This is a genomic window from Streptomyces sp. R44, from assembly GCF_041053105.1.
Taxonomy (GTDB): Bacteria; Actinomycetota; Actinomycetes; order Streptomycetales; family Streptomycetaceae; genus Streptomyces.
On sequence record NZ_CP163444.1, the window covers coordinates 5,045,106 to 5,066,736 of the forward strand.

19 protein-coding genes are annotated in these 21,631 nt (G+C 72.6%); 14 read left to right on the top strand and 5 right to left on the bottom strand.

The genetic code is table 11. The features are described from left to right. The first annotated feature begins 1 nt into the window (after position 1). On the top strand, positions 2-2,185 hold the full coding sequence (locus AB5J54_RS23535) for a bifunctional serine/threonine-protein kinase/ABC transporter substrate-binding protein (RefSeq protein WP_369145901.1): 2,184 nt from the start codon (positions 2-4) through the stop codon (positions 2,183-2,185). A 47-nt stretch (positions 2,186-2,232) separates the two neighbouring features. Here the strand turns inward: AB5J54_RS23535 and AB5J54_RS23540 are convergent, their stop codons facing one another. The 5 genes from AB5J54_RS23540 to AB5J54_RS23560 all read right to left on the bottom strand — a co-directional run bounded on the left by AB5J54_RS23540 (position 2,233) and on the right by AB5J54_RS23560 (position 9,331). Beyond that, positions 2,233-3,294, bottom strand: coding sequence for a 2-oxoacid:ferredoxin oxidoreductase subunit beta (locus AB5J54_RS23540; RefSeq protein WP_369145902.1), 1,062 nt, complete (start codon positions 3,292-3,294; stop codon positions 2,233-2,235). Next, the gene (locus AB5J54_RS23545) at positions 3,287-5,224 is read right to left on the bottom strand and encodes a 2-oxoacid:acceptor oxidoreductase subunit alpha (RefSeq protein WP_369145903.1); all 1,938 of its coding nucleotides are present in this window, start codon (positions 5,222-5,224) and stop codon (positions 3,287-3,289) included. The genes AB5J54_RS23540 and AB5J54_RS23545 overlap by 8 nt, the downstream gene beginning before the upstream one ends. 283 nt (positions 5,225-5,507) lie before the next feature. Next, positions 5,508-6,179: a response regulator gene (locus AB5J54_RS23550; protein WP_369149435.1), complete on the bottom strand. Its 672-nt coding sequence runs from the start codon at positions 6,177-6,179 to the stop codon at positions 5,508-5,510. A 492-nt stretch (positions 6,180-6,671) separates the two neighbouring features. Beyond that, complete coding sequence (locus AB5J54_RS23555; protein WP_369145904.1) at positions 6,672-7,961, bottom strand: sensor histidine kinase; 1,290 nt, start codon at positions 7,959-7,961, stop codon at positions 6,672-6,674. 134 nt (positions 7,962-8,095) lie between these two features. After that, complete coding sequence (locus tag AB5J54_RS23560) at positions 8,096-9,331, bottom strand: sensor histidine kinase (protein WP_369145905.1); 1,236 nt, start codon at positions 9,329-9,331, stop codon at positions 8,096-8,098. Between the two features lie 159 nt (positions 9,332-9,490). On the opposite strand from AB5J54_RS23560, the gene AB5J54_RS23565 reads away from it, so the two are divergent. The 13 genes from AB5J54_RS23565 (at position 9,491) to AB5J54_RS23625 (ending at position 21,349) form a co-directional block, all read left to right on the top strand. Then, positions 9,491-9,919 carry an NADH-quinone oxidoreductase subunit A gene (locus AB5J54_RS23565; protein WP_327163673.1) on the top strand — a complete coding sequence of 143 codons (429 nt, stop codon included), beginning with the start codon at positions 9,491-9,493 and terminating at the stop codon, positions 9,917-9,919. After that, complete coding sequence (locus AB5J54_RS23570) at positions 9,910-10,488, top strand: NADH-quinone oxidoreductase subunit B (protein WP_369145906.1); 579 nt, start codon at positions 9,910-9,912, stop codon at positions 10,486-10,488. The genes AB5J54_RS23565 and AB5J54_RS23570 overlap by 10 nt, the downstream gene beginning before the upstream one ends. Beyond that, complete coding sequence (locus AB5J54_RS23575; protein WP_369145907.1) at positions 10,485-11,858, top strand: NADH-quinone oxidoreductase subunit C; 1,374 nt, start codon at positions 10,485-10,487, stop codon at positions 11,856-11,858. The genes AB5J54_RS23570 and AB5J54_RS23575 overlap by 4 nt, the downstream gene beginning before the upstream one ends. Beyond that, positions 11,855-12,823, top strand: a complete 969-nt coding sequence (locus tag AB5J54_RS23580) for an NADH-quinone oxidoreductase subunit H (protein WP_369145908.1) — start codon at positions 11,855-11,857, stop codon at positions 12,821-12,823. The genes AB5J54_RS23575 and AB5J54_RS23580 overlap by 4 nt, the downstream gene beginning before the upstream one ends. Continuing rightward, positions 12,823-13,452 (top strand): NADH-quinone oxidoreductase subunit I, encoded by a 630-nt coding sequence (locus AB5J54_RS23585; RefSeq protein ID WP_369145909.1) that lies wholly within the window; start codon positions 12,823-12,825, stop codon positions 13,450-13,452. The genes AB5J54_RS23580 and AB5J54_RS23585 overlap by 1 nt, the downstream gene beginning before the upstream one ends. Beyond that, positions 13,449-14,000, top strand: a complete 552-nt coding sequence (locus tag AB5J54_RS23590) for an NADH-quinone oxidoreductase subunit J (RefSeq protein ID WP_369145910.1) — start codon at positions 13,449-13,451, stop codon at positions 13,998-14,000. The genes AB5J54_RS23585 and AB5J54_RS23590 overlap by 4 nt, the downstream gene beginning before the upstream one ends. After that, entirely contained in the window at positions 14,000-14,359 is a 360-nt protein-coding gene (gene nuoK, locus AB5J54_RS23595; RefSeq protein ID WP_356903044.1) for an NADH-quinone oxidoreductase subunit NuoK, read from the top strand. The genes AB5J54_RS23590 and nuoK overlap by 1 nt, the downstream gene beginning before the upstream one ends. Then, positions 14,356-16,335, top strand: coding sequence for an NADH-quinone oxidoreductase subunit L (locus AB5J54_RS23600; RefSeq protein WP_369145912.1), 1,980 nt, complete (start codon positions 14,356-14,358; stop codon positions 16,333-16,335). Before nuoK ends, AB5J54_RS23600 begins: the two co-directional genes overlap by 4 nt. A 27-nt stretch (positions 16,336-16,362) precedes the next feature. Next, positions 16,363-17,916, top strand: coding sequence for a NuoM family protein (locus tag AB5J54_RS23605; protein ID WP_369149437.1), 1,554 nt, complete (start codon positions 16,363-16,365; stop codon positions 17,914-17,916). Then, positions 17,916-19,454 (top strand): NADH-quinone oxidoreductase subunit N, encoded by a 1,539-nt coding sequence (locus tag AB5J54_RS23610; protein WP_369145913.1) that lies wholly within the window; start codon positions 17,916-17,918, stop codon positions 19,452-19,454. The genes AB5J54_RS23605 and AB5J54_RS23610 overlap by 1 nt, the downstream gene beginning before the upstream one ends. A gap of 34 nt (positions 19,455-19,488) precedes the next feature. Then, on the top strand, positions 19,489-19,944 hold the full coding sequence (gene mscL, locus AB5J54_RS23615) for a large conductance mechanosensitive channel protein MscL (RefSeq protein ID WP_369145915.1): 456 nt from the start codon (positions 19,489-19,491) through the stop codon (positions 19,942-19,944). A gap of 146 nt (positions 19,945-20,090) precedes the next feature. Then, entirely contained in the window at positions 20,091-20,954 is an 864-nt protein-coding gene (gene htpX / locus AB5J54_RS23620) for a zinc metalloprotease HtpX (protein WP_369145917.1), read from the top strand. Then, positions 20,951-21,349, top strand: a complete 399-nt coding sequence (locus AB5J54_RS23625; protein WP_369145918.1) for a YccF domain-containing protein — start codon at positions 20,951-20,953, stop codon at positions 21,347-21,349. Before htpX ends, AB5J54_RS23625 begins: the two co-directional genes overlap by 4 nt. Positions 21,350-21,631: the final 282 nt, after the last annotated feature.

The window sequence follows — 21,631 nt, forward strand, 5'->3', positions numbered from 1 at the left end:
GGTGCAGCCGCTCAAGAAGGCCGACCCCTCCGTCCTCGCCGGCTACCGCCTCCTCGGGCGGCTCGGCACCGGCGGCATGGGCGTGGTCTACCTCGCCCGGTCCGCCGGCGGCGCGCTCGCCGCGCTCAAGCTCATCCGCGCCGAGCACGCCGCCGACCCCGGCTTCCGGGCCCGCTTCCGCCGCGAGGCGACCGCCGCCGAGCGGATCACCGGCCGCTGGGTCGTCCGCGTGCTCGGCGCCGACCCGGAGGCCCGGGAACCGTGGCTCGCCACCGAGTACGTGCCCGGGCCCTCGCTCGCCGAGGCCGTCGCCCTGCACGGCGCCCTGCCCGAGCCGACCGTGCGGGCCCTCGGCGCTCGGCTCGCCGACGCCCTCGACGGCATGCACGCGGCCGGGCTCGTCCACCGGGACGTCAAACCCGGCAACGTCCTCCTCGCCCTCGACGGGCCCCGCCTCATCGACTTCGGCATCGCCCGGGTCAGCGGCGCCACCGCGCTCACCGCGACCGACGCGATGATCGGCACCCCCGGCTTCCTTGCCCCGGAACAGGCCCGGATCGCGGGCGCGGGCGAGGTCGGCCCGGCCGCCGACGTCTTCTCGCTCGGCTGCGTCCTCGCCTACGCACTGACCGGACGCCGCCCCTTCGGCACGGGCGGGGTGGCCGCCGTGGTCTACCGCACCGTCCACGAGGAGCCCGACCTCGACGGGCTGCCCGGGCCGCTGCTGCCGCTGGTCGAGGCCTGTCTCGCCAAGGACGCCGTCGACCGCCCCGGCGCCGCGGAGGTACGGGACGCCCTCGGCCCGTACGAGGGCCCGGCCGCGGGCGACTGGCTGCCGCCCGGCCTGCCCGCGCTGATCGCCCAGCGCTCGTCGCGGGTCCTGGACCTGCCGGTCGCCGACCCGACCCTCCTCGCCCCCGAGGAGACGCCCGGGACTTCGCGGCGCCGCTTCCTGGCCCTCGGCGCGGCCGGGGCCGTCGCGGGCACGGGAGGCCTCACCGCCTGGCTGCTCGGCGGCCGTGACCCCGCGACCGGAGCCGGCGGCGGTACGGGGGCGCCGAGAAAGGCCTACACGCTGGGTGTGCTCACCGACCTCAGCGGACCGGGCAAGGCGGACGGACGCGCCCAGGAACGCGGGCTGCGTCTCGCCATGGAGACCTTCAACGCCCACGCGGACCGGCCCTTCGACCTGGTGCTCAAGGTGACGGACGACGGTGGGGACCCGAAACGGGCCACCGCCGGGGCCCTCGCCCTCCTCAAGGATCCGGCCCTGGTCGCCGTGCTCGGCCCGACGACCGCCGACACGGCCGTCGCCACGACGGACGCGCTCGTCGACGCGAAGGTGCCGGTGCTGAGCGTGGCGGCGTCGGTCCCCTCCGGGACGACGATCCGGGGGCAGATGCCGGACATGCGCACCTACTTCGAAGCGCGGCCCTACGCCCAGGCGATGATCCTGCCCTTCGGCCGCTACCTCACCGCGCACCGCCGGGACCGCACCGCGGTCATCGAGGACCGGGCCGCCGGCACCTACGGCTGGCTCACCGCCCAGACCGTGCAGCAGTCGCCTCCCGCCGGCGGCACGGCCACCGTGCACCAGGTCGCGGCGGACAGCGAGGACTTCGGTCCGGCGGTCCGGGAGGCGCTCGCCACCTCCCCGACCGGCGTGATCTACGTGGGGATCTCGCCGCGCAGGGCCGCCCTGTGCGCCAAGGCCCTGTGGCAGCAGGGTTACCGGGGCCCGTGCGGAAGCGTCGAGACGGCGCTGCAGCCGGAGTTCATCGCCGTGGCGGGTCCGGCCGCCGAGGGCTGGTACTTCGGGACGGGTTACATCGACCCCGACACGGTTCCGGCCGCGAAGGCCTTCGCGGCCGCGTACCGCAAGCGCTGGCGGCTCGCCGCCTCGGACCCCGTCGACCGCTTCGCGGTGGAGTCGTACGACGCCCTGTACTGGACGGGGCAGGCACTGCGTACCGCCGCCGGGAGGAACGCGGAGCGCCCGGGCGAGGCGATGCCGAACGTGTTCATGAGGGACAACCGGCGGTACCGAGGCGTGGCCAGGTCCTACGAATCCATGGCCGCCGAGGGCTCGAACGCCAGCCTCGACGGACTGACCCTCTGGCGGATCCGCTCAGGGAGACCCCATTGCCTCGGCCCCTACGCCGAGGCGGCGAAGCGCGACGACTGACCGCGCGGTCGGGCCGGGTCCACCGACCCGGGCCGACCGCGCGGCCGTCAGCCGACGACCGTCCAGGTGTCGTTGCCCGTGAGGAGCTGGCCCAGGTCGCCCTTGCCGTGTCGCTCCACCGCCGTCTCCAGCTGGTCCGCCATCAGCGTGTCGTACACCGGGCGGTCCACCGAGCGGAAGACGCCGATCGGCGTCTGGTGGAGGGTGTCCGGGTCGGCCAGGCGGGAGAGGGCGAACGCCGTCGTCGGGGTGGCCGCGTGGGCGTCGTGGACGAGGATCCGGGCCTCGTTCTCCGGGGTCACCGTGACGACCTGGAGGTCGCCGGTGGCCGGGTCGCGGACGACGCCCTTCTCGTTGTCGGCGCCGAAGCGGATCGGCTGCCCGTGTTCGAGGCGGATGACCGCCTCCTTGGCCTGGTCCTTGTCCTTGAGGACCTCGAAGGCGCCGTCGTTGAAGATGTTGCAGTTCTGGTAGATCTCGACGAGCGCGGTGCCGTTGTGCTCGGAGGCCTGGCGGAGCACCTCGGTGAGGTGCTTGCGGTCGGAGTCGACCGTGCGGGCCACGAAGCTCGCCTCGGCGCCGAGCGCGAGGGAGACCGGGTTGAAGGGGGCGTCGAGGGAGCCCATCGGGGTCGACTTGGTGATCTTGCCGAGCTCGGAGGTGGGGCTGTACTGGCCCTTGGTGAGGCCGTAGATCCTGTTGTTGAAGAGCAGGATCTTCAGGTTGACGTTGCGGCGCAGGGCGTGGATGAGGTGGTTGCCGCCGATGGACAGCGCGTCGCCGTCGCCCGTGACCACCCAGACGGACAGGTCGCGGCGCGAGGTGGCGAGACCGGTCGCGATGGCCGGGGCGCGGCCGTGGATGGAGTGCATCCCGTAGGTGTTCATGTAGTACGGGAAGCGGGAGGAGCAGCCGATGCCGGAGACGAAGACGATGTTCTCCTTCGCCAGTCCGAGCTCGGGCATGAAGCCCTGCACGGCGGCGAGGACCGCGTAGTCACCGCAGCCCGGACACCAGCGGACCTCCTGGTCCGACTTGAAGTCCTTCATGGACTGCGTGGCCTCGGCCTTGGGCACCAGGTGCAGGAGCGACTCGGTGGGCTCAGGCATCGATGGCCTCCTTGAGAGCGGCGGCGAGCTGCTCGGCCTTGAACGGCATGCCGTTGACCTGGGTGTGGCTGCGGGCGTCGACGAGGTACTTCGCCCGGACGAGGGTGGCGAGCTGGCCCAGGTTCATCTCGGGGATCACGACCTTCTCGTACCGCTTCAGCACCTCGCCGAGGTTCTTGGGGAAGGGGTTGAGGTGGCGGAGGTGGGCCTGGGCGATGGGGCCGTTCTCGCGGCGGATGCGGCGGACGGCCGCGGTGATCGGCCCGTAGGTGGAGCCCCAGCCCAGGACCAGGGTGCTCGCGCCGTCCGGGTCGTCGACCTCGATGTCCGGGACCTCGATGCCGTCGATCTTGGCCTGGCGGGTGCGGACCATGAACTCGTGGTTCGCGGGGTCGTACGAGATGTTGCCGGTGCCGTCCTGCTTCTCGATGCCGCCGATGCGGTGCTCCAGGCCGGGCGTGCCGGGCACCGCCCACGGGCGGGCGAGGGTCTCGGGATCGCGCTTGTACGGCCAGAAGACCTCGGTGCCGTCGGCGAGGGTGTGGTTCGGGCCGGTGGCGAACGGGGTCGTGAGGTCGGGCAGGTCCTCGGTCTCCGGGATCCGCCACGGCTCCGAGCCGTTGGCCAGATAGCCGTCGGAGAGCAGGAACACCGGCGTGCGGTACGTGAGCGCGATCCGGGCGGCCTCCAGGGCCGCGTCGAAGCAGTCGGCCGGCGTCCTGGGGGCCACGACCGGGACCGGGGCCTCGCCGTTGCGGCCGTACATCGCCTGGAGCAGGTCGGCCTGCTCGGTCTTGGTGGGCAGGCCGGTGGACGGGCCGCCGCGCTGGATGTCGACGACGAGGAGCGGCAGCTCCAGGGAGACGGCAAGTCCGATGGTCTCGGACTTCAGCGCCACACCGGGACCGGAGGTGGTCGTGACGGCGAGGGAGCCGCCGAAGGCCGCGCCCAGGGCGGCGCCGATGCCGGCGATCTCGTCCTCGGCCTGGAAGGTCCGCACGCCGAAGTTCTTGTGCTTGCTGAGCTCGTGCAGGATGTCCGAGGCCGGGGTGATCGGGTACGAGCCGAGGTAGAGCGGCAGGTCCGCCTGGCGGGCGGCGGCGATCAGGCCGTAGGACAGGGCCAGGTTCCCGGAGATGTTGCGGTACGTGCCGGTGGGGAAGGCCCGGGTCGCCGGGGCGACCTCGTAGGAGACGGCGAAGTCCTCGGTGGTCTCGCCGAAGTTCCAGCCGGCCCGGAAGGCGGCCACGTTGGCCTCGGCGATCTCCGGCTTCTTCGCGAACTTCTGCCGCAGGAAGGTCTCGGTGCCCTCGGTGGGGCGGTGGTACATCCAGGACAGCAGCCCGAGCGCGAACATGTTCTTGCTCCGCTCGGCCTCCTTGCGGGAGAGCCCGAACTCCTTGAGCGCCTCCAGGGTGAGCGTCGTCAGCGGCACGGGGTGGACCCGGTAGCCGTCGAGCGAGCCGTCCTCGAGGGGCGAGGAGTCGTAGCCGACCTTGGCCATGGCGCGCTTGGCGAACTCGTCGGTGTTGACGATGATCTCGCCGCCGCGCGGCACGTCCCCGATGTTCGCCTTCAGGGCGGCCGGGTTCATCGCGACCAGCACGTTCGGGGCGTCGCCCGGGGTCAGGATGTCGTGGTCGGCGAAGTGGAGCTGGAAGGACGAGACACCCGGCAGGGTCCCGGCAGGCGCCCGGATCTCGGCCGGGAAGTTCGGCAGCGTGGAGAGGTCGTTCCCGAAGGACGCCGTCTCCGAGGTGAAACGATCACCCGTCAGCTGCATGCCGTCACCGGAGTCACCCGCGAAACGGATGATCACCCGGTCGAGCCGGCGCACTTCCTTCTCGGTGCCGTGGTGGGGCGTCGCCGGGGCGCTGCGCTGCTCCCCGACCAGGGCCTCACCGGCCTCGCTACTGACCTGGCTGGTCACTGAACTGGACCTCCCTCGCGGCAAGGGGACTCTCCGCCGGAGGCGGGGAGAAGGCTCGGGGTGCGGCAGGCGGCCTCTGTACGGAGATCACCTTCCGTCCCGTGGCCCACCCTACGACGGTAAGGGGGGCCTTCCCGGGACTTCTCATATCGCGGACCTCTCTTTGAGACGCCCTCTTGCCCTGAATCGTCACGTTCTGTCGCCACCCCGAGCCTTCCGGAGAGTCGGATTCCGCCTCATCCTTTGGAACTAGGACCAGGATATCTGACAGAGTGTCAGATGATCAGGACTTCAGGTACGTCAATACCGCGAGTACCCGGCGGTGATCACCGTCACTCGGGGAGAGGCCCAGCTTCAGGAAGATGTTGCTGATGTGCTTCTCCACCGCGCCGTCGCTCACGACCAGGGCCTTCGCGATCGCCGAGTTCGTCCGCCCCTCGGCCATCAGACCGAGGACCTCCCGCTCGCGCGGGGTCAGGTTCGCCAGCACGTCCTGCTGCCGGCTCCGGCCGAGGAGCTGCTGCACGACCTCCGGGTCCAGGGCCGTACCGCCCCCGGCGACCCGGACGACCGCGTCCACGAACTCGCGGACCTCCGCGACACGGTCCTTCAGGAGGTAGCCCACGCCACGGCTGGAACCGGCCAGAAGTTCGGTGGCGTACTGCTCCTCCACGTACTGCGACAGCACGAGCACGCCCAGTCCGGGGTGCTCCTTCCTGAGCCGCACCGCCGCCCTCACACCCTCGTCGGTGTGCGTCGGCGGCATCCGTACGTCGGCCACGACCACGTCCGGCAGCGCGCCGTCCCCGGCGAGCGCCGCGACGGTCTCCACCAGGGCCTCCCCGTCGCCGACGCCGGCGACGACCTCGTGACCCCGATCGGTCAGGAGCCGCGTCAGCCCCTCCCGGAGCAGTACGGAATCCTCGGCGATGACCACCCGTACGCGCCCCGCCACACCTTGCCCACTCACGCCCTGCCGCCCCCTGCTCCGGTCCTCCGTCTGGACCTTCAGCATGTCAGCTCGGTCGCCGGCACGGTGCACCCGCCGTGTGGCGCCCGCGCCCGGCTGGGCGGTGCCCTCCGCCGACCCCCGTGTGGGCCCGCGCCCGCGCCGGGCGGTGCCCCCCGCCCGTGTGGGCAATCGTCCCGCTGGGGCGATGGGGGTCCCCCCTGCTCGAGCGAAGCCGAGAGCTTGGGGGAGGGTGGGCACACGGGACGGCGCCCTCTCGCGGCGCCTCCGCGTTCCGCGCCCTGACCCGCACCACGTCCGCGCCGTCACCGGGGGTGCGGGTTCAGGCGCGGGAAGCCTAGGCCCGGCAGGGGGGCGCCGTCCGTTGTGCCCACCCGTTCCGCCCCTGCGGAACGTATGCCCACAACGGGGTGGGCGTCGCCCAGGGGGAACGCGGGCCCGCAACGGCGCGGCGCGGGCCCACAACGGCGCGGTCGGCTACGCCCGCCACGGGAGTTCTGCCGTCACCGTCGTCGGGCCACCCGTCGGTGAGTCCACCGCGAGCACCCCGTCCACCGCACCGACCCGCTCCGCGAGCCCCGCCAGGCCCGACCCGCCGTCGCCGACGGCCGCGCCGCCCACCCCGTCGTCCCGTACCTGAAGCATCAGCCGGTTCTCGGTGCGCCACACGTCCACCCACGCCCGCCGCGCCCCCGAGTGCCGGCTGACGTTCTGGAGGAGTTCCGAGACCGTGAAGTACGCGATGCCCTCGATCGCCGGCACCGGCCGGGCCGGCAGGTCCACGTCCACGGACACCGGGACCGAGCACCGGGAGGCCACGGCGGACAGCGCCGCGTCCAGGCCGCGGTCCGTGAGGACGGCCGGGTGGATGCCCCGGGCGAGGTCCCGCAGCTCCTGGAGGGCCAGCTTCACCTCACCGTGCGCCTCGTCGACGAGGACCGCCGCCGCCCGCGGGTCCTGCGCCAGCTTCTCCTTCGCGAGCCCCAGGTCCATGGCGAGCGCGGCCAGCCGCGCCTGCGCGCCGTCGTGCAGGTCGCGCTCGATCCGCCGCAGATCGGCCGCCGCGGTGTCGACGACGACGCCCCGGTCGGACTCCAGCTCCGTGACGCGCGAGGCCAGCCGGGACGGGCCGAGGAGCCCGGAGACGAGGAGCCGGTCGACGGAGACGAGCCCCCGCAGCACCCACGGCCCGATGAGGACGAACACGAGCCCGATGGCGCTGGTCACGGCGATCTCGAAGGGCGCGTCGAGGTAGAAGGCGTGGGTGGCGTCCCCGTACAGCTGGATCCCGTCCTGCCCGACCCACGCGGGGAAGACCCACTGCCACAGCGGATAGGTGAAGAGGCTCCAGCCCCAGGCCCACAGTGCCACGGTCACCGAGAAGGAGAAGACCGCCCACGGCATGTGCAGGACCGCGTACAGCAGGTGCCGCCACGACGCGCCGCTCTTCAACATGGCCCCCATCCAGGAGAACGCCCCGCCGGTCCGCCCGCGCACCGGCTCCGGCGCGGCGACGTCGAGATCCAGCAGCCCGCGCGCCCGGGCCCGCTCCACCGCGCCGAAGCCCCGGCACATCCCGAGCGCCGCCGCCAGGATCGGCACCCCGAGGAAGGTGATGAGCAGCCCGGCGCCGGCCGACACGAAGGCGATGGAGAGCGCGAACCAGCAGATGCTCAGCGGGAGCCCGATCAGCACGTACAGGAAGGCGCGCCAGGTGCGGGCCTCGAACGGCGCGCGGATCGCGGCGGGGAGCGGGTGGGAGGCCATCACGGTGTTCCTTCTCTGCGAGGAGGGGCGGGGAGGGGCGAGGAGGGGCGGGGCGGGCGGTACGTGTTCCAGGGTTCCGTCCCGAGCCCCGCCGGACCATGAGGCGGGTGGGCGTCCGCAGGCGGGGGTTTTCCCTACCTGCCGGAGGGGGCCGCCGGCCGGGACCGCCACGGCAGCTCCGCCGTGACCGTCGTCGGACCGCCCTCGGGGGAGTCCAGGACCAGCAGCCCGTCGACCGCGCCGAGCCGCTCCGCGAGCCCCGCAAGACCCGTACCGCCGTCGAAGCGCGCCCCGCCGGCCCCGTCGTCCCGCACCTGGAGCATCAGCCGCTCGCCCGCCCGCCAGACCTCCACGGAGGCGGACCGGGCACGCGCGTGCTTGGAGATGTTCTGGAGGAGTTCCGAGACCGTGAAGTACGCGATGCCCTCGATCGCCTCCGCCGGCCGCTCCGCCAGGTCCACGTTCACCGCCACCGGCACCGTGCAGCGCGCGGAGACGGAGGAGAGCGCCGCGCTCAGGCCCCGGTCGGTGAGGACGGCCGGGTGGATGCCCCGGGCGAGGTCCCGCAGCTCCTGGAGGGCGAGCTTCACCTCGCCGTGCGCCTCGTCGACCATCGCCGCTGCGGCCTCCGGGTCCTCCAGCAGCTTCTCCTTGGCGAGGCCGAGCCCCATCGCGAGGGCCACGAGCCGGGCCTGGGCGCCGTCGTGCAGGTCGCGCTCGATGCGCCGCAGGTCGGCCGCGGCGGTGTCGACGACCACGCCCCGGTCCGACTCCAGCTCGGCGATCCGCCGCTCCAGCTCGTCGGAGGGCGAGAGCAGCCCCCGGACCATGCCCCGGTCGCCGTTGGCGAGGCCACGGGCCAGGAAGGGCAGGACGGGCCAGAGGACGACGAGCGAGATCAGGGCGACGGTGAACGTCACGATCCCCCACGGCAGCCGGATCAGCCCGTACAGCTGGGTCCGCCAGGCCACCGGGTCCTTCAGCGATCCCCACAGCCAGCCGAAGAAGCCGCGGTGCCGGGGCAGCGGGGAGGGCTCGACGACCTTCACCCCGAGCAGCCCGCGGGCCCGCGCCCGCTCCGAGCGGCCGATCAGGCGGGCGCCGCCGAGGCCGAGGGCGAGCAGCGGCAGCCCGACGACGGTCACCGAGAGGCCCACGCCGAGGGCGATGCTGACGATCGCGTACACGAAACCGGCCAGCGACGTGAAGAGGTTGGAGAGGAGGAAGGCGATCTCCTTCCAGGTCTCCTTGCCGTAGGCGAGCCGCAGCGGCGGACGCGGGTTCTCGGAGGAGCCGGAGGAGCCGGCGGGGGCGGAGCCGACGGAGTCGGACGACTCGGAGGACTCGACGGGATCAAGATCGGCGCTCATGGTCCCCAGACTGCCGTTCGAGGCGGGCGCGACGCCATGGGGGAGGTGGGTGAGCCGAAGGGGGGCTATCCCCACGTGCCGGAGCGGCCACGAAGGCACCCGCGACTGCTTACGGTCCCTTTAGCAGGGCCTAGACTCGCGTCCGTACAGAAGTGACTCATGAGACACCGAGACCGAGGGGCGGACGTGCGGGAACCGACCGTTGTCGCGGCCGACGCGGCGGACTACTTCCAGACGTACTCCGTCGTCGGCCTGCTCGCCGTCGTCGGCGTGCTGTTCGTCGCCGTGGCGTTCGGCGCGGGCCGGCTGCTCCGGCCCGTCGTGCCGACGCCCGAGAAGCTCCTCACCTACGAGTGCGGTGTCGACCCCGTCGGGGAGGGCTGGGCCCACACCCAGGTCCGCTACTACGTGTACGCCTTCCTCTACGTGATCTTCGCCGTCGACTCGATCTTCCTCTTCCCCTGGGCGACGGTCTTCGCCGCGCCCGGCTACGGCGCCACGACCCTGGTCGAGATGTTCGTCTTCCTCGGCTTCCTGGCCGTGGGGCTGCTCTACGCGTACAAGAAGGGCGTCCTGGCATGGACGTAACACCCCTGCCGGCTCCGAAGCTGGGGCCGCTCGCCCGCCTGGCCCCCGAGCCGATGAAGGTGGTCCTGAACTGGGGCCGCCGCTACAGCCTGTGGGTCTTCAACTTCGGCCTCGCCTGCTGCGCGATCGAGTTCATCGCCGCGTCGATGGCCCGGCACGACTTCATCCGGCTCGGCGTGATCCCCTTCGCGCCGGGCCCGCGCCAGGCCGACCTGATGATCGTCTCGGGCACGGTGACGGACAAGATGGCGCCGGCCGTGAAGCGTCTGTACGAGCAGATGCCCGAGCCGAAGTACGTCATCTCCTTCGGCGCCTGCTCGAACTGCGGCGGCCCGTACTGGGACTCGTACTCGGTCACCAAGGGCGTCGACCAGATCATCCCCGTCGACGTGTACGTACCCGGCTGCCCGCCGCGCCCGGAGGCCCTGCTCCAGGGCATCCTCAAGCTCCAGGAGAAGATCGCCCGCGAGAGCCTGGCGGAGCGGTACACGACGACTCCGTCGGTGGCGCAGCTGACGAGCCCCCTGGTCGAGCGGCCGGAAGGCACCGCACCGGGAGGCACGGCATGACCGGCTACGACACGCTCCCCGAGTCCGTGACGGAGATCTTCGGCGAGGAGGCGACGGCGGAGCAGGCGTACGACCTCCTGACCGTCGACGTGCCCCCGGCGGCCTGGCTCACGGCGCTCACCGCCGCCCGCGACGAGCTGGGCTGCACCTACTTCGACTGGCTGAGCGCCGTGGACGAGCCCGGTACGGGCTTCCGCGTCTGCGCGCACGTGGTGGCGCTGGGGGAGGGGGCCCCGAAGCGCCTCCTCCTGCGCACGACGGTCCCGCACGACGCCCCCGCCCTCCCGACGGCGATCGGGGTGTACGCGGGCGCGGGCTGGCACGAGCGCGAGACGCACGAGATGTTCGGCGTGACCTTCGAGGGCCACCCGCACCTCGTCCCCCTCCTGCTCCCCGAGAACTTCGAGGGCCACCCGCTGCGCAAGGACTTCGTCCTGGCGGCGCGGGTCGCCAAGGCGTGGCCGGGCGCGAAGGAACCGGGCGAGTCGCACGACGGCGGCGGCCCGAAGCGCCGCCAGATGCTCCCGCCGGGCGTCCCGGACCCGAACGAATGGGGCCCCCTGAAGGGCCAGCTCCCGCCGGCCCCGGCCCGCCCGGCCCGCGCGGCGGCAGGCGAACGCCCCGCCCGAGCGGCAGCAGGCGACCGCCCGGTCCGCCGTGCCCGCACGACCACGGAGGGCTCGGCAAGCCAGCCGGCCGCGGAGCCGGGCGCCCCGATCCGCCGCTCCCGCTCGGCATCCGAGGGCTCGGCGAGCCAGGCGACGACCTCGGAGCCGGGTGCTCCGGTACGCCGCTCCCGCTCGGCGGCCGACGGCTCGGCGAGCCAGGCGGCCCCGGAGCCGGGCGCGTCCACGGAGGCCCCGGCCTCCCCGGCCCGCCCGCCGCGCCGTTCCCGTACGGCCGCGGACGGCTCGGCGAGCCAGTCGGCCCCGGAGGCCCCGGCCCCGGACACGGACGGCCCCGCGCCCCGCGCGGCGGCCGCCACTCCGCGTACCCGCAGCGCGGACGCCCCCTGGCACCACGCCCGCCCGGCCTTCGACGACGAGCCGCCCAAGGCGGCCGCCGCCGAGTCCGCCACGACGGAGGCCACGGCCCCGGCCGGGACCGAGGGCCCGGAGGCCCGGAAGCCCGACGCCGCCGAGGCACTGACGGCCACCGAGGCTCCGGCCGCCACCGAGGCACCGACGGCCACCGAAGCTCCCGCCGCCACCGAACCCGCCACCGAAGCACCGGCGGCCACCGAACCCGGCGCCGCCGAGAAGGCCGCACCGAAAGCCGCCGAACCGGCGGACGCCGACGCCGCCGAGCCGCCCGCCGACCGCGACGGCACCGACAACCCCACCCACCCCGCCGGAGGCGATCCCGCGTGAATGACGCACTCGACGTCGCCCTCCGGCTGCTCGTCGTCTTCGCCGTCTTCCTCGTGCTGCCGCTCGTCATCGGGCAGACCGAGCACAAGGTCATGGCCCACATGCAGGGCCGCCTCGGCCCCATGTACGCGGGCGGCTTCCACGGCTGGGCCCAGCTCGTCGCCGACGGCGTGAAGTTCGCGCAGAAGGAGGACGTGGTCCCGAAGGACGCGGACCGGCGGATCTTCCAGCTCGCGCCGGCCGTCGCCCTCCTCCCGTACCTCCTGGTCCTCGTCGCGATCCCGATCGGCCCGAGCGAGGGCGCCGTCGGTCAGCTCGTCGACGCCGGCATCTTCTTCGTGCTCGCCGTGATGGGCGTCGGCGTCCTCGGCAGCCTCATGGCCGGCTGGGCCTCCGCGAACAAGTTCTCGCTGCTCGGCGCCCTGCGTACCGCCGCCCAGCTCCTCGCGTACGAGCTTCCGATGCTGCTCGCCGCCGCTTCCGTCGCTATGGCCGCCGGCACCGTCTCCCTGCCCGGCATCCTGAACGCCTTCGAGTGGTGGTGGCTGCCCTGGCAGATCATCGGCGCGCTCGTGTTCTTCGTCGCCGGCCTCGCCGAACTCCAGCGGCCCCCGTTCGACATGCCGGTGGCCGACTCGGAGATCATCTTCGGTGCGTACACCGAGTACACCGGCCTCCGCTTCGCGCTCTTCCTGCTCGCCGAGTACGCGGGCATCGTCGTCCTCTGCGGACTCACCACCGTCCTCTTCCTCGGCGGCTGGCACGGCCCCTTCGGCGCCGACGGCCTCGGCTGGGTCTGGACCCTCCTCAAGACGGCCGTCCTCGCCTTCGTCGTGATCTGGCTGCGGGTGACCTACCCGCGCCTGCGCGAGGACCAGCTCCAGAAGCTCGCCTGGACGGCCCTCGTCCCGCTCGCGCTCGCGCAGATCGCGCTCACCGGCATCGTGAAGGTGGCGATCCAGTAATGCCCATCCCCGGCTCCGGCCTCGCCAAGGGCCTCGCCGTCACCCTCCGCACGATGACGAAGAAGACCGTCACCGCGCAGTACCCCGACGTGCAGCCCGAGCTGCCGCCCCGCACCCGCGGGGTCATCGGCCTGTTCGAGGAGAACTGCACGGTCTGCATGCTCTGCGCCCGTGAGTGCCCCGACTGGTGCATCTACATCGACTCCCACAAGGAGACGGTGCCGCCCGCCGCCCCCGGCGGCCGCGAGCGCAGCCGGAACGTCCTCGACCGCTTCGCCATCGACTTCTCGCTCTGCATGTACTGCGGCATCTGCATCGAGGTCTGCCCCTTCGACGCGCTGTTCTGGTCGCCCGAGTTCGAGTACGCGGAGACCGACATCCACGAGCTCACCCACGAGCGCGACAAGCTCCGCGAGTGGATGTGGACGGTCCCCGAGCCGCCCGCGCTCGACCCGTGCGCGGAGGAGCCGAAGGAGATCGCCGCGGCCCGCAAGGCGGCGGAGAAGGCCGCGGCCCAGGCCGCCGCCGAGGCAGAGGCCGCCGCCCAGGCCCAGGCCGACGCCGCCGCCCAGGCCCAGGCCGACGCCGCCGCGCAGGCCGAAGGCCAGGCCCAGGAGGACCAGCAGTGACCCTCGCAGCACAGGCCGCCCACGGCTTCCTTTCGGCCACCGGCGTCGAGATCGCCTTCGTCCTCGTCGGCATCGCCACCCTCGGCGCCGCCCTCGTCACCGTCACCACCCGCCAGCTGGTGCACGCCGCCCTCTGGCTGGTCGTGGCGCTCGGCGGGCTCGCCGTCGAGTACCTGCTCCTGACCGCCGAGTTCATCGCCTGGGTCCAGGTCCTGATCTACGTCGGCTCCGTCGTCGTCCTCCTCCTCTTCGGTCTCATGCTCACCAAGGCCCCCATCGGCCGCTCCCCGGACGCCGACTCCGGCAACCGGCCGGTCGCCCTCGCCGTCGCCCTGGCCGCCGCGGCCGCCCTCGTCTGGGTCGTCGTCGACGCCTTCCGTACGACCTGGATCGATCTGGACGGCCCCGCCCAGGGCTCCACGGGCGTGACCGGCGAGATCCTCTTCCAGCACTGGGTGCTGCCCTTCGAAGCGCTGTCGGTGCTGCTCCTCGCCGCCCTGGTCGGCGCGATCGTCCTCTCCCGGAAGAAGAAGGAGGACGAGAACTGATGCACCTCGCCTACCCGGCCGTCCTCGCCGCCCTCCTCTTCGCCGTCGGTCTCTACGGTGTCCTCGCCCGCCGCAACGCGATCCTGGTCCTGATGTCCGTCGAGCTCATGCTCAACGCCGTCAACCTCAACCTGGTCGCCTTCGACGTCTGGCTCCGCGACACCCTCCACGCCGGCCAGGCCCTCACCCTCTTCACCATCGCCGTCGCCGCCGCGGAGATCGGCATCGGTCTCGCGATCGTCCTGATGGTCCACCGCAACCGCGGCACCTCGGACGTCGACCGGCTGCGCGACACCAAGGAACGGCCGTCGGCCGAAGAACAGCCGTCCGCCGAGGAGAAGGCCGAGGCCGCCGCGTGACCACGACCACCCTCGCCGTCCTCGTCCCCCTCCTCCCCTTCCTCGGCTCCGCCGCCGGACTCCTGCTCGGCCGCACCGCGCCCGGCTTCGTCCGCCCGCTGGCCGTGCTGCCGACCCTCGCCGCCGCGGTCCTCGCGGCCCTGGTCGCCGCCCGCCAGGGCGGGGGCAGGGCCATCGTCGCCGCCACCGAGCTCACCCCGACCGGCTCGATCCCCATCGACCTGAGCCTCTCCATCGACGGTTTCGCCGCGCTCGTCGCCGTCCTCGTCGGGGTCGTCGCGACCTGCGTGCAGATCTACTCGACCGGCTACCTCCGCGACGACCCGCGCTACCCCTCGTACGCCGCGCTCGTCTCCCTCTTCACCTCCGCGATGCTGCTCGTCGTCTACTCCGGCGACCTGATGGTGCTCCTGGTCGGCTGGGAGATCATGGGCATCTGCTCGTACTTCCTCGTCGGCCACTACTGGGAGACCCCCGAGGCGCGGTCCGCCTCCCTCAAGGCCTTCCTCGTCACCAAGCTCGGTGACGTCCCCTTCCTCATCGGTCTCTTCGCGCTCGCCGCCGACGCGGGCACGTTCCAGATCAGGGGAGTCCTCGGCGCCGTCGCGAGCGGCGGCCTCGGCCACCCCACCCTGATCGCGCTGCTGCTGCTCGCCGGCGTCGCGGGCAAGTCCGCGCTGTTCCCGCTCCACACCTGGCTCCCGGACGCCATGGCCGGCCCCACCCCCGTCTCCGCGCTCATCCACGCGGCGACGATGGTCGCCGCCGGCATCTACTTCGTCGCCCGGCTGCTGCCCGTCTTCGCCGCCTCCGCCGCCGCGATGACCGTGCTCGCCGTGATGGCCGCGATCACCATGGTCGGCTCGGGGCTCGCCGCGCTCGCCCAGGACGACATCAAGCGGGTCCTCGCCTACTCGACGATCGGACAGCTCGGCTACATGGCCGGAGCCCTCGCCGTCGGCGACCGCGGGGCCGCCGTCTTCCACCTCCTCTCGCACGCCGCCTTCAAGGCGCTCCTGTTCCTCGCCGCCGGTGCGGTCATCCACGCCGCCGGCACGAACTCGCTCACCGCCATGTCCCGCATGAGCGGCCTCGCGAAGCGCATCCCCGACGCGTACTGGACGATGACCGTCGCCCTCCTCGCGCTCGCCGCGATCCCGCCCTTCGCCGGCTTCTTCTCCAAGGAAGCCGTCCTCGTGGCCGCCGAACACACCGCCCTCGGCGAGCGGGACGTCGCCCCCGCCGGGGCCGGCTGGATCGTCCTCGTCGCCGGACTGCTCACGGCCCTGCTGACCGCCGCGTACGCGCTCCGGCTCTGGCTGCGGACCTTCCGCGGCCGCGGCGCCGAGGCCCCCGACCACGGCCGTCAGCCGATCGCCATGACGAGCGTCCTGTGGGTCCTCGCGATCCCCACCCTGGGCTTCGGTCTGACCGCCTCGTACCTCGACGACTGGTTCGACGGCAACGCCCTCACCCCGACCCTGACCACGGCCGTCCTCGGCACGGGCCTCGCCGCCGCCGGAGCCGTCATCACCTACGCGGTCTGGCGCACCCTCGCCGCCCGCACCCCGGTGACGGCCCCCGTCCCGCACGTCGCCCACCCGGACGCCGAGGCGGGTCAGGTCGAGGCCGAGGCGCTGCACCTGCCGCACCCCGCCGAGGACCCGGCCGACCCCGGCCGCGCCCTCCTGGGGCCGCTGCACGGACCGGCCGCCGACGGCTTCCGCCTGGACGCCGTCTACCGGACCGCCTTCGTCCGCCCCGTACTCGCCGCCGCCTCCCTGGTCCGCTTCCTGGACCGCGAGGTCGTCGACACCTACGTCCGCGCCGCGGGCGATTCCGCCAAGGGGCTCGGCTGGCTCGTCCGCCGCGCCCAGACCGGCAACGTGCAGACCTACCTGAGCGCCCTGCTCGCCGGCTCCGTCGTCCTGGCGATCGTCGCCGTCGCCCTCGCCAACGCCGCCGCCGGAGCGTGAGCCGTGATCGATATCAGCGAATCCGTGATGCAGTTCCTTCTGGCGTTGATCGTCGCCGGCCCGCTCCTCGGCGCCGCCGCCGCTCTCCTCCCGGCCCCGCCCGGACTGAAGGGGAAGTCGCCCGACCAGGCCGTGCTCCGCCACGGCGTCACCGTCACCGGCGTCATCCTGCTCGCCGCGCTCGTCCTCGCCCTCGGCTTCGACCACGACCACCCGTCGAAGATGCAGGCCACGACGGACATCAGCTGGATCAGGGCACTCGACGTGCGCATCCACCTCGGTGTCGACGGCATTTCCCTCCCCCTCCTGGTCCTGACCGCGCTGCTGACCTTCCTCTGCGCGCTGTACAGCTACTTCAAGATGCCGTCGGGCCCGTCCCCGAAGGCCTTCGTCGCGCTCCTGCTCGTCCTGGAGTCCGGCACCCTCGCCACCTTCGCCGTCCTCGACCTCGTCCTGTTCTTCCTGGCCTTCGAGATGGTCCTCATCCCGATGTACTTCCTCATCGCCCGCTGGGGCGGCGAGGGCAGGCGGGCCGCCGCCTGGAAGTTCATCCTCTACACGCTGCTCGGCTCCGTCGTCATGCTGCTCGGCCTGCTCCTCATCGGCGTGAAGGCGGGCACGTTCGACATGGTGGCACTCGCCACTGACAACGGCCGTGGACTGACCACGTCCGTGCAGGTCATCGCCGTTCTCGCGATCGGTCTCGGGCTCGCCGTGAAGACCCCGATGTGGCCGCTGCACAGCTGGCTCCCGGACGCCCACACCGCCGCCCCGACCGTCGGCTCCGTCCTCCTCGCCGGCGTCCTGCTGAAGATGGGCACCTACGGCTTCGTCCGGATCGTCCTGCCGATCACCCCCGACGGCATGCGGACCTTCGCCCCGTACCTCGCGGCCTTCGCCGTCGCCGGGATCATCTACGGATCGCTCGCCTGCCTCGCCCTCGCGAAGCCCGGCAACAAGGGCGACCTCAAGCGCCTCATCGCGTACTCCTCCGTCGGCCACATGGGCTTCGTGCTCCTCGGCATCGCCACCATGACCCCCACCGGGGTCAACGGCGCCCTCTTCGCCAACATCGCCCACGGCCTCGTCACCGGCCTGCTGTTCTTCCTGGTCGGCGCGGTCAAGGACCGGTACGGCACCGCCGACCTCGACACCCTCGCCGGAGCCACCGGCGCCGCCCTCTACGGCCGCGCCCCCCGCCTCGGCGCCCTCCTCGCCTTCGCCTCCGTCGCCTCCCTCGGACTGCCCGGCCTCGCCGGCTTCTGGGGCGAGATGCTGGCCCTCTTCGGCGCCTTCGACCCGGCCGAGGGCCTCAGCCGCCCCGCCTTCCTCACCTTCATGGCGATCGGCGCCTTCGGCACCCTCCTCACCGCCGCCTACCTCCTCGTCGTCGTCCGCCGCGTCTGCATGGGCGGCCCGCGACCCGCGGGGGAGACGGCGATCGCCGACGTCCAGGGGTACGAGTTCGCCGCCTGGACCCCGCTCGTCGCCCTCACCGTCCTCGCCGGACTCTGGCCCGCCGTCCTCCTCGGCCTCACCGACCCGGCCGTCCAGCAGCTCCTCGCCGGAGGCACCCAGTGATGTCGTTCGCCAGCGAGTCGCTCGTCCAGTCCGTCGACTGGCTCACGATCGCGCCCCCCACCCTCACGGCCGTGGTCGCCCTCGTCGTCCTCGTCGCCGACCTCTTCGTGCCGCAGGAACGCAAGCAGCTCCTCGGCTGGACCGCGATCGGCGGTCTCGTCGCCGCCCTCGCCCTCCTCCTGCCGCTGCGCTCCGGCGACCGCGCCACCTTCTGCCTGACCGCCCAGGCCCAGGCCGAGGGCCACGCGCCCGCGTGCAGCTACACGGCCGACCACTTCACCCTCGTCATCCAGCTGCTCGTCCTCGCCGGAGCGCTCCTGACGGCGCTGCTCTCCCTCTCGGAGACCCGCGAGAAGCTCCCGGCCGGCGAGTACTGGTTCCTGCTGCTGTCCTCGGCCGCCGGCGCCGCCCTGCTGCCCGCCTCCCGCGACCTCGCCACCCTCGTCGTCGCCCTCGAAGTGGCCTCGCTGCCCGCGTTCGCGCTCGTCGGCCTCAAGCGCGGCGACCGCATGTCCGGCGAGGCGGCGCTCAAGTTCTTCCTGTCCTCCGTCACCGCGACCGCCGTCACCCTGCTCGGCGTCAGCTTCGTGTACGCGGCGACCGGCACCCTGCACCTCGCGGAGATCGCCCAGCGCCTCGACGACGTCCCCGGGCAGCTCCAGACGCTCGCCGAGGCCGGAGTCGCCCTCACCCTCGTCGGCTTCGCCTTCAAGACGGCCGCCGTGCCCTTCCACTTCTGGGTGCCCGACACCTACGTCGGAGCCCCGCTGCCCGTCGCCGCCTACCTCTCCGTCGTCGGCAAGGCCGTCGGCTTCACCGGCCTGATCCTGGTGACGGTCGTCGCCTTCCCGTCGTACGCGGACGTGTGGGGCCCGGCGCTCGCCGTGCTCGCCGCGCTCACCATGACCGCCGGGAACGTCGCCGCGGTCCGCCAGGTGTCCACGCGCGCGTGGAGCGCGGTACGCCTCCTCGCCTGGTCCTCCGTCGCCCAGGCCGGCTACCTCCTGGTGCCGATCGCGGCCGCCGCGTACTCCAGTGACGACCAGATCGGCGCCACCGTCGCGTACGCCCTGATGTACGCCGTCGTGAACCTCGGCGCCTTCGCGATCGTCGCCCTCGTCGCCCGGACCCACCCCGAGAACCGGATCGCGGACTACCGGGGCCTGTACGCCGCCAGCCCGGCCGCGGCCCTCGCGCTCGGGTTCTTCCTCCTGAATCTGGCCGGTTTGCCCCCGGGTATCATCGGCCTCTTCGCCAAGGTGACCGTCTTCTCGGCGGCCGTCGACGCGGGCCTCGGGTGGCTGGCCGTGATCATGGGCGTCAACGTCGTGATCGCGCTGTACTACTACCTGCGCTGGACGGCGCTGCTCTTCCGCGCACCTTCAGGTGCACCGGAGGGCGCACCGGAAGGCGCCCCCGTCACGCACAGGGCCCCCGCGCCGGTCACCGTGGCGATCGTGCTGACCGCCGCCGCCGGAGTCGTCCTGTCGGGCTACCCGCAGTTCGCCCTCCGCTTCGCGACGGGCAGCCTCTTCTGATCCCCCCACAGAGAGAACCGAGGAGCAACACCCCGTGCTGAACGGATTCAAGGACTTCATACTTCGCGGGAACGTCGTCTCGATGGCCATCGGTCTGGCCGTCGGCTCCGCGTTCACGGCCGTCGTCACGGGCTTCAGCAAGGCGTTCATCACCCCGCTCATCGGTCTGGCGACCGGCTCGGTCGGCGACTTCAGCGAGGCCAGCTTCACCGTCGGCAAGACCGTCTTCCCCTACGGTCTGGCGATCGCCGCGGCCATAGCGTTCGTGATCACCGCCGCCGTCCTCTACTTCCTCATCGTCGTCCCGATGACGAAGATCCAGGAGAAGTTCGCCAAGGAGGAGGCGAACGACCCGAAGTCGGAGAAGCGCGACTGCCCCCGCTGCTTCACCGAGATCCCGGCCATCGCCTCCCGCTGCGCCCACTGCACCAGCGAGGTCGAGCCCACGGCCGCCGTCATCGGCCTGGGGAAGGTCCCCGCGGCCCGCTGATCACCCGTACGGCCCACACGGCGCCCCGTGCGAGCTGGGGAACCCGAACCTTCCGCCTGGCGTTGACCAGTACGGGAGGGTCCACTGGAGACGTGGATCACCACGAGGAAAAGGGTTCCCCTGCCGCACCACCTGGAGGGCGTACCGTGCACCGCCGGCACAACGGGCTGAGGACCGCCGTCCTCCTCGGAGGGCTCTCGGCCCTCATCATCGTCATCGGCAGCTTCTTCGGGCGCACGGGGCTGATCGTCGCACTGCTCGTGGCGCTCGGCACCAACGCGTACGCGTACTGGAACAGCGACAAGCTGGCGCTGCGGGCCATGCGCGCCCGCCCGGTGAGCGAGTTCGAGGCCCCGGCCCTGTACCGGATGGTGCGCGAGCTCTCCACGCAGGCGCGTCAGCCCATGCCCCGGCTCTACATCTCGCCGACGCAGGCGCCGAACGCCTTCGCGACCGGCCGCAACCCGCGCAACGCCGCCGTCTGCTGCACCGAGGGCATCCTCGCGATCCTCGACGAGCGCGAGCTGCGCGGGGTCATCGGCCACGAGCTGAGCCACGTCTACAACCGGGACATCCTCATCTCCTCGGTCGCCGGAGCGCTCGCCTCCGTGATCATGTTCCTGGTCAACTTCGCCTGGCTGATCCCGGTCGGCCGCTCCAACGACGACGACGGCCCGGGGATCCTCGGCTACCTGCTGATCCTCATCCTCGGCCCGATCGCCGCCTCGGTCATCCAGCTCGCCATCTCCCGCTCCCGGGAGTACGAGGCCGACGCCTCCGGCGCCCAGCTCACCGGGGACCCGCTCGCCCTCGCCAGCGCCCTGCGGAAGCTGGAGGCCGGCACCAAGCAGCTGCCGCTGCCGCCCGAGCCGAGAATCGAGACCGCGAGCCACATGATGATCGCGAACCCTTTCCGGCCCGGACAGGGCCTCTCCAAGATGTTCTCCACCCATCCGCCGATGGCCGAGCGGATCGCCCGGCTCGAACAGATGGCAGGTCGACGCCTGTGAAGACGATCCTCAACGTCATATGGCTGATCCTGTGCGGATTCTGGATGTTCCTGGGCTACATGCTCGCGGGCGTCCTGCTCTGCATCACGATCATCGGCATCCCCTTCGGACTCGCCGCGTTCCGCATCGGCATCTACGCGCTCTGGCCCTTCGGCCACACGGTCGTCGACCGCCGCGACGCGGGCGCGCCCTCCTGCGTCGGCAACGTGCTGTGGCTGATCCTCGCGGGCTGGTGGCTCGCGCTGGGCCACATCACGACCGGGATCGCGCTCTGCATCACGATCATCGGCATCCCGCTGGGCATCGCGAACTTCAAGATGATCCCGGTGTCACTGCTGCCGCTGGGCAAGGAGATCGTCCCGACGAACCAGGCGTACGGCTACGGCGCGCGCTGACGGGCGCCCGCCCGTGTGGCCCGCGCCTGTGCTGGGCGGTGCCCCCCGCCCGTGTGGGCAATCGTCCCGCTGGGGCGGGACGGGTGGGCACACGGGACGGCGCCCTCTCGCGGCGCCTCCGCGTTCCGCGCCTGGACCCGCACGGGATGTGTGCGGCGCACGCGTGGTGCGGGTCAGGGCGCGGAAGCCTCTGGCGCCGGCAAAGGCGCCGTTCCGTGTGCCCACCCTCCCCCAAGCTCTCGGCTTCGCTCGAGCAGGGGGGACCCCCATCGCCCCTGCGGA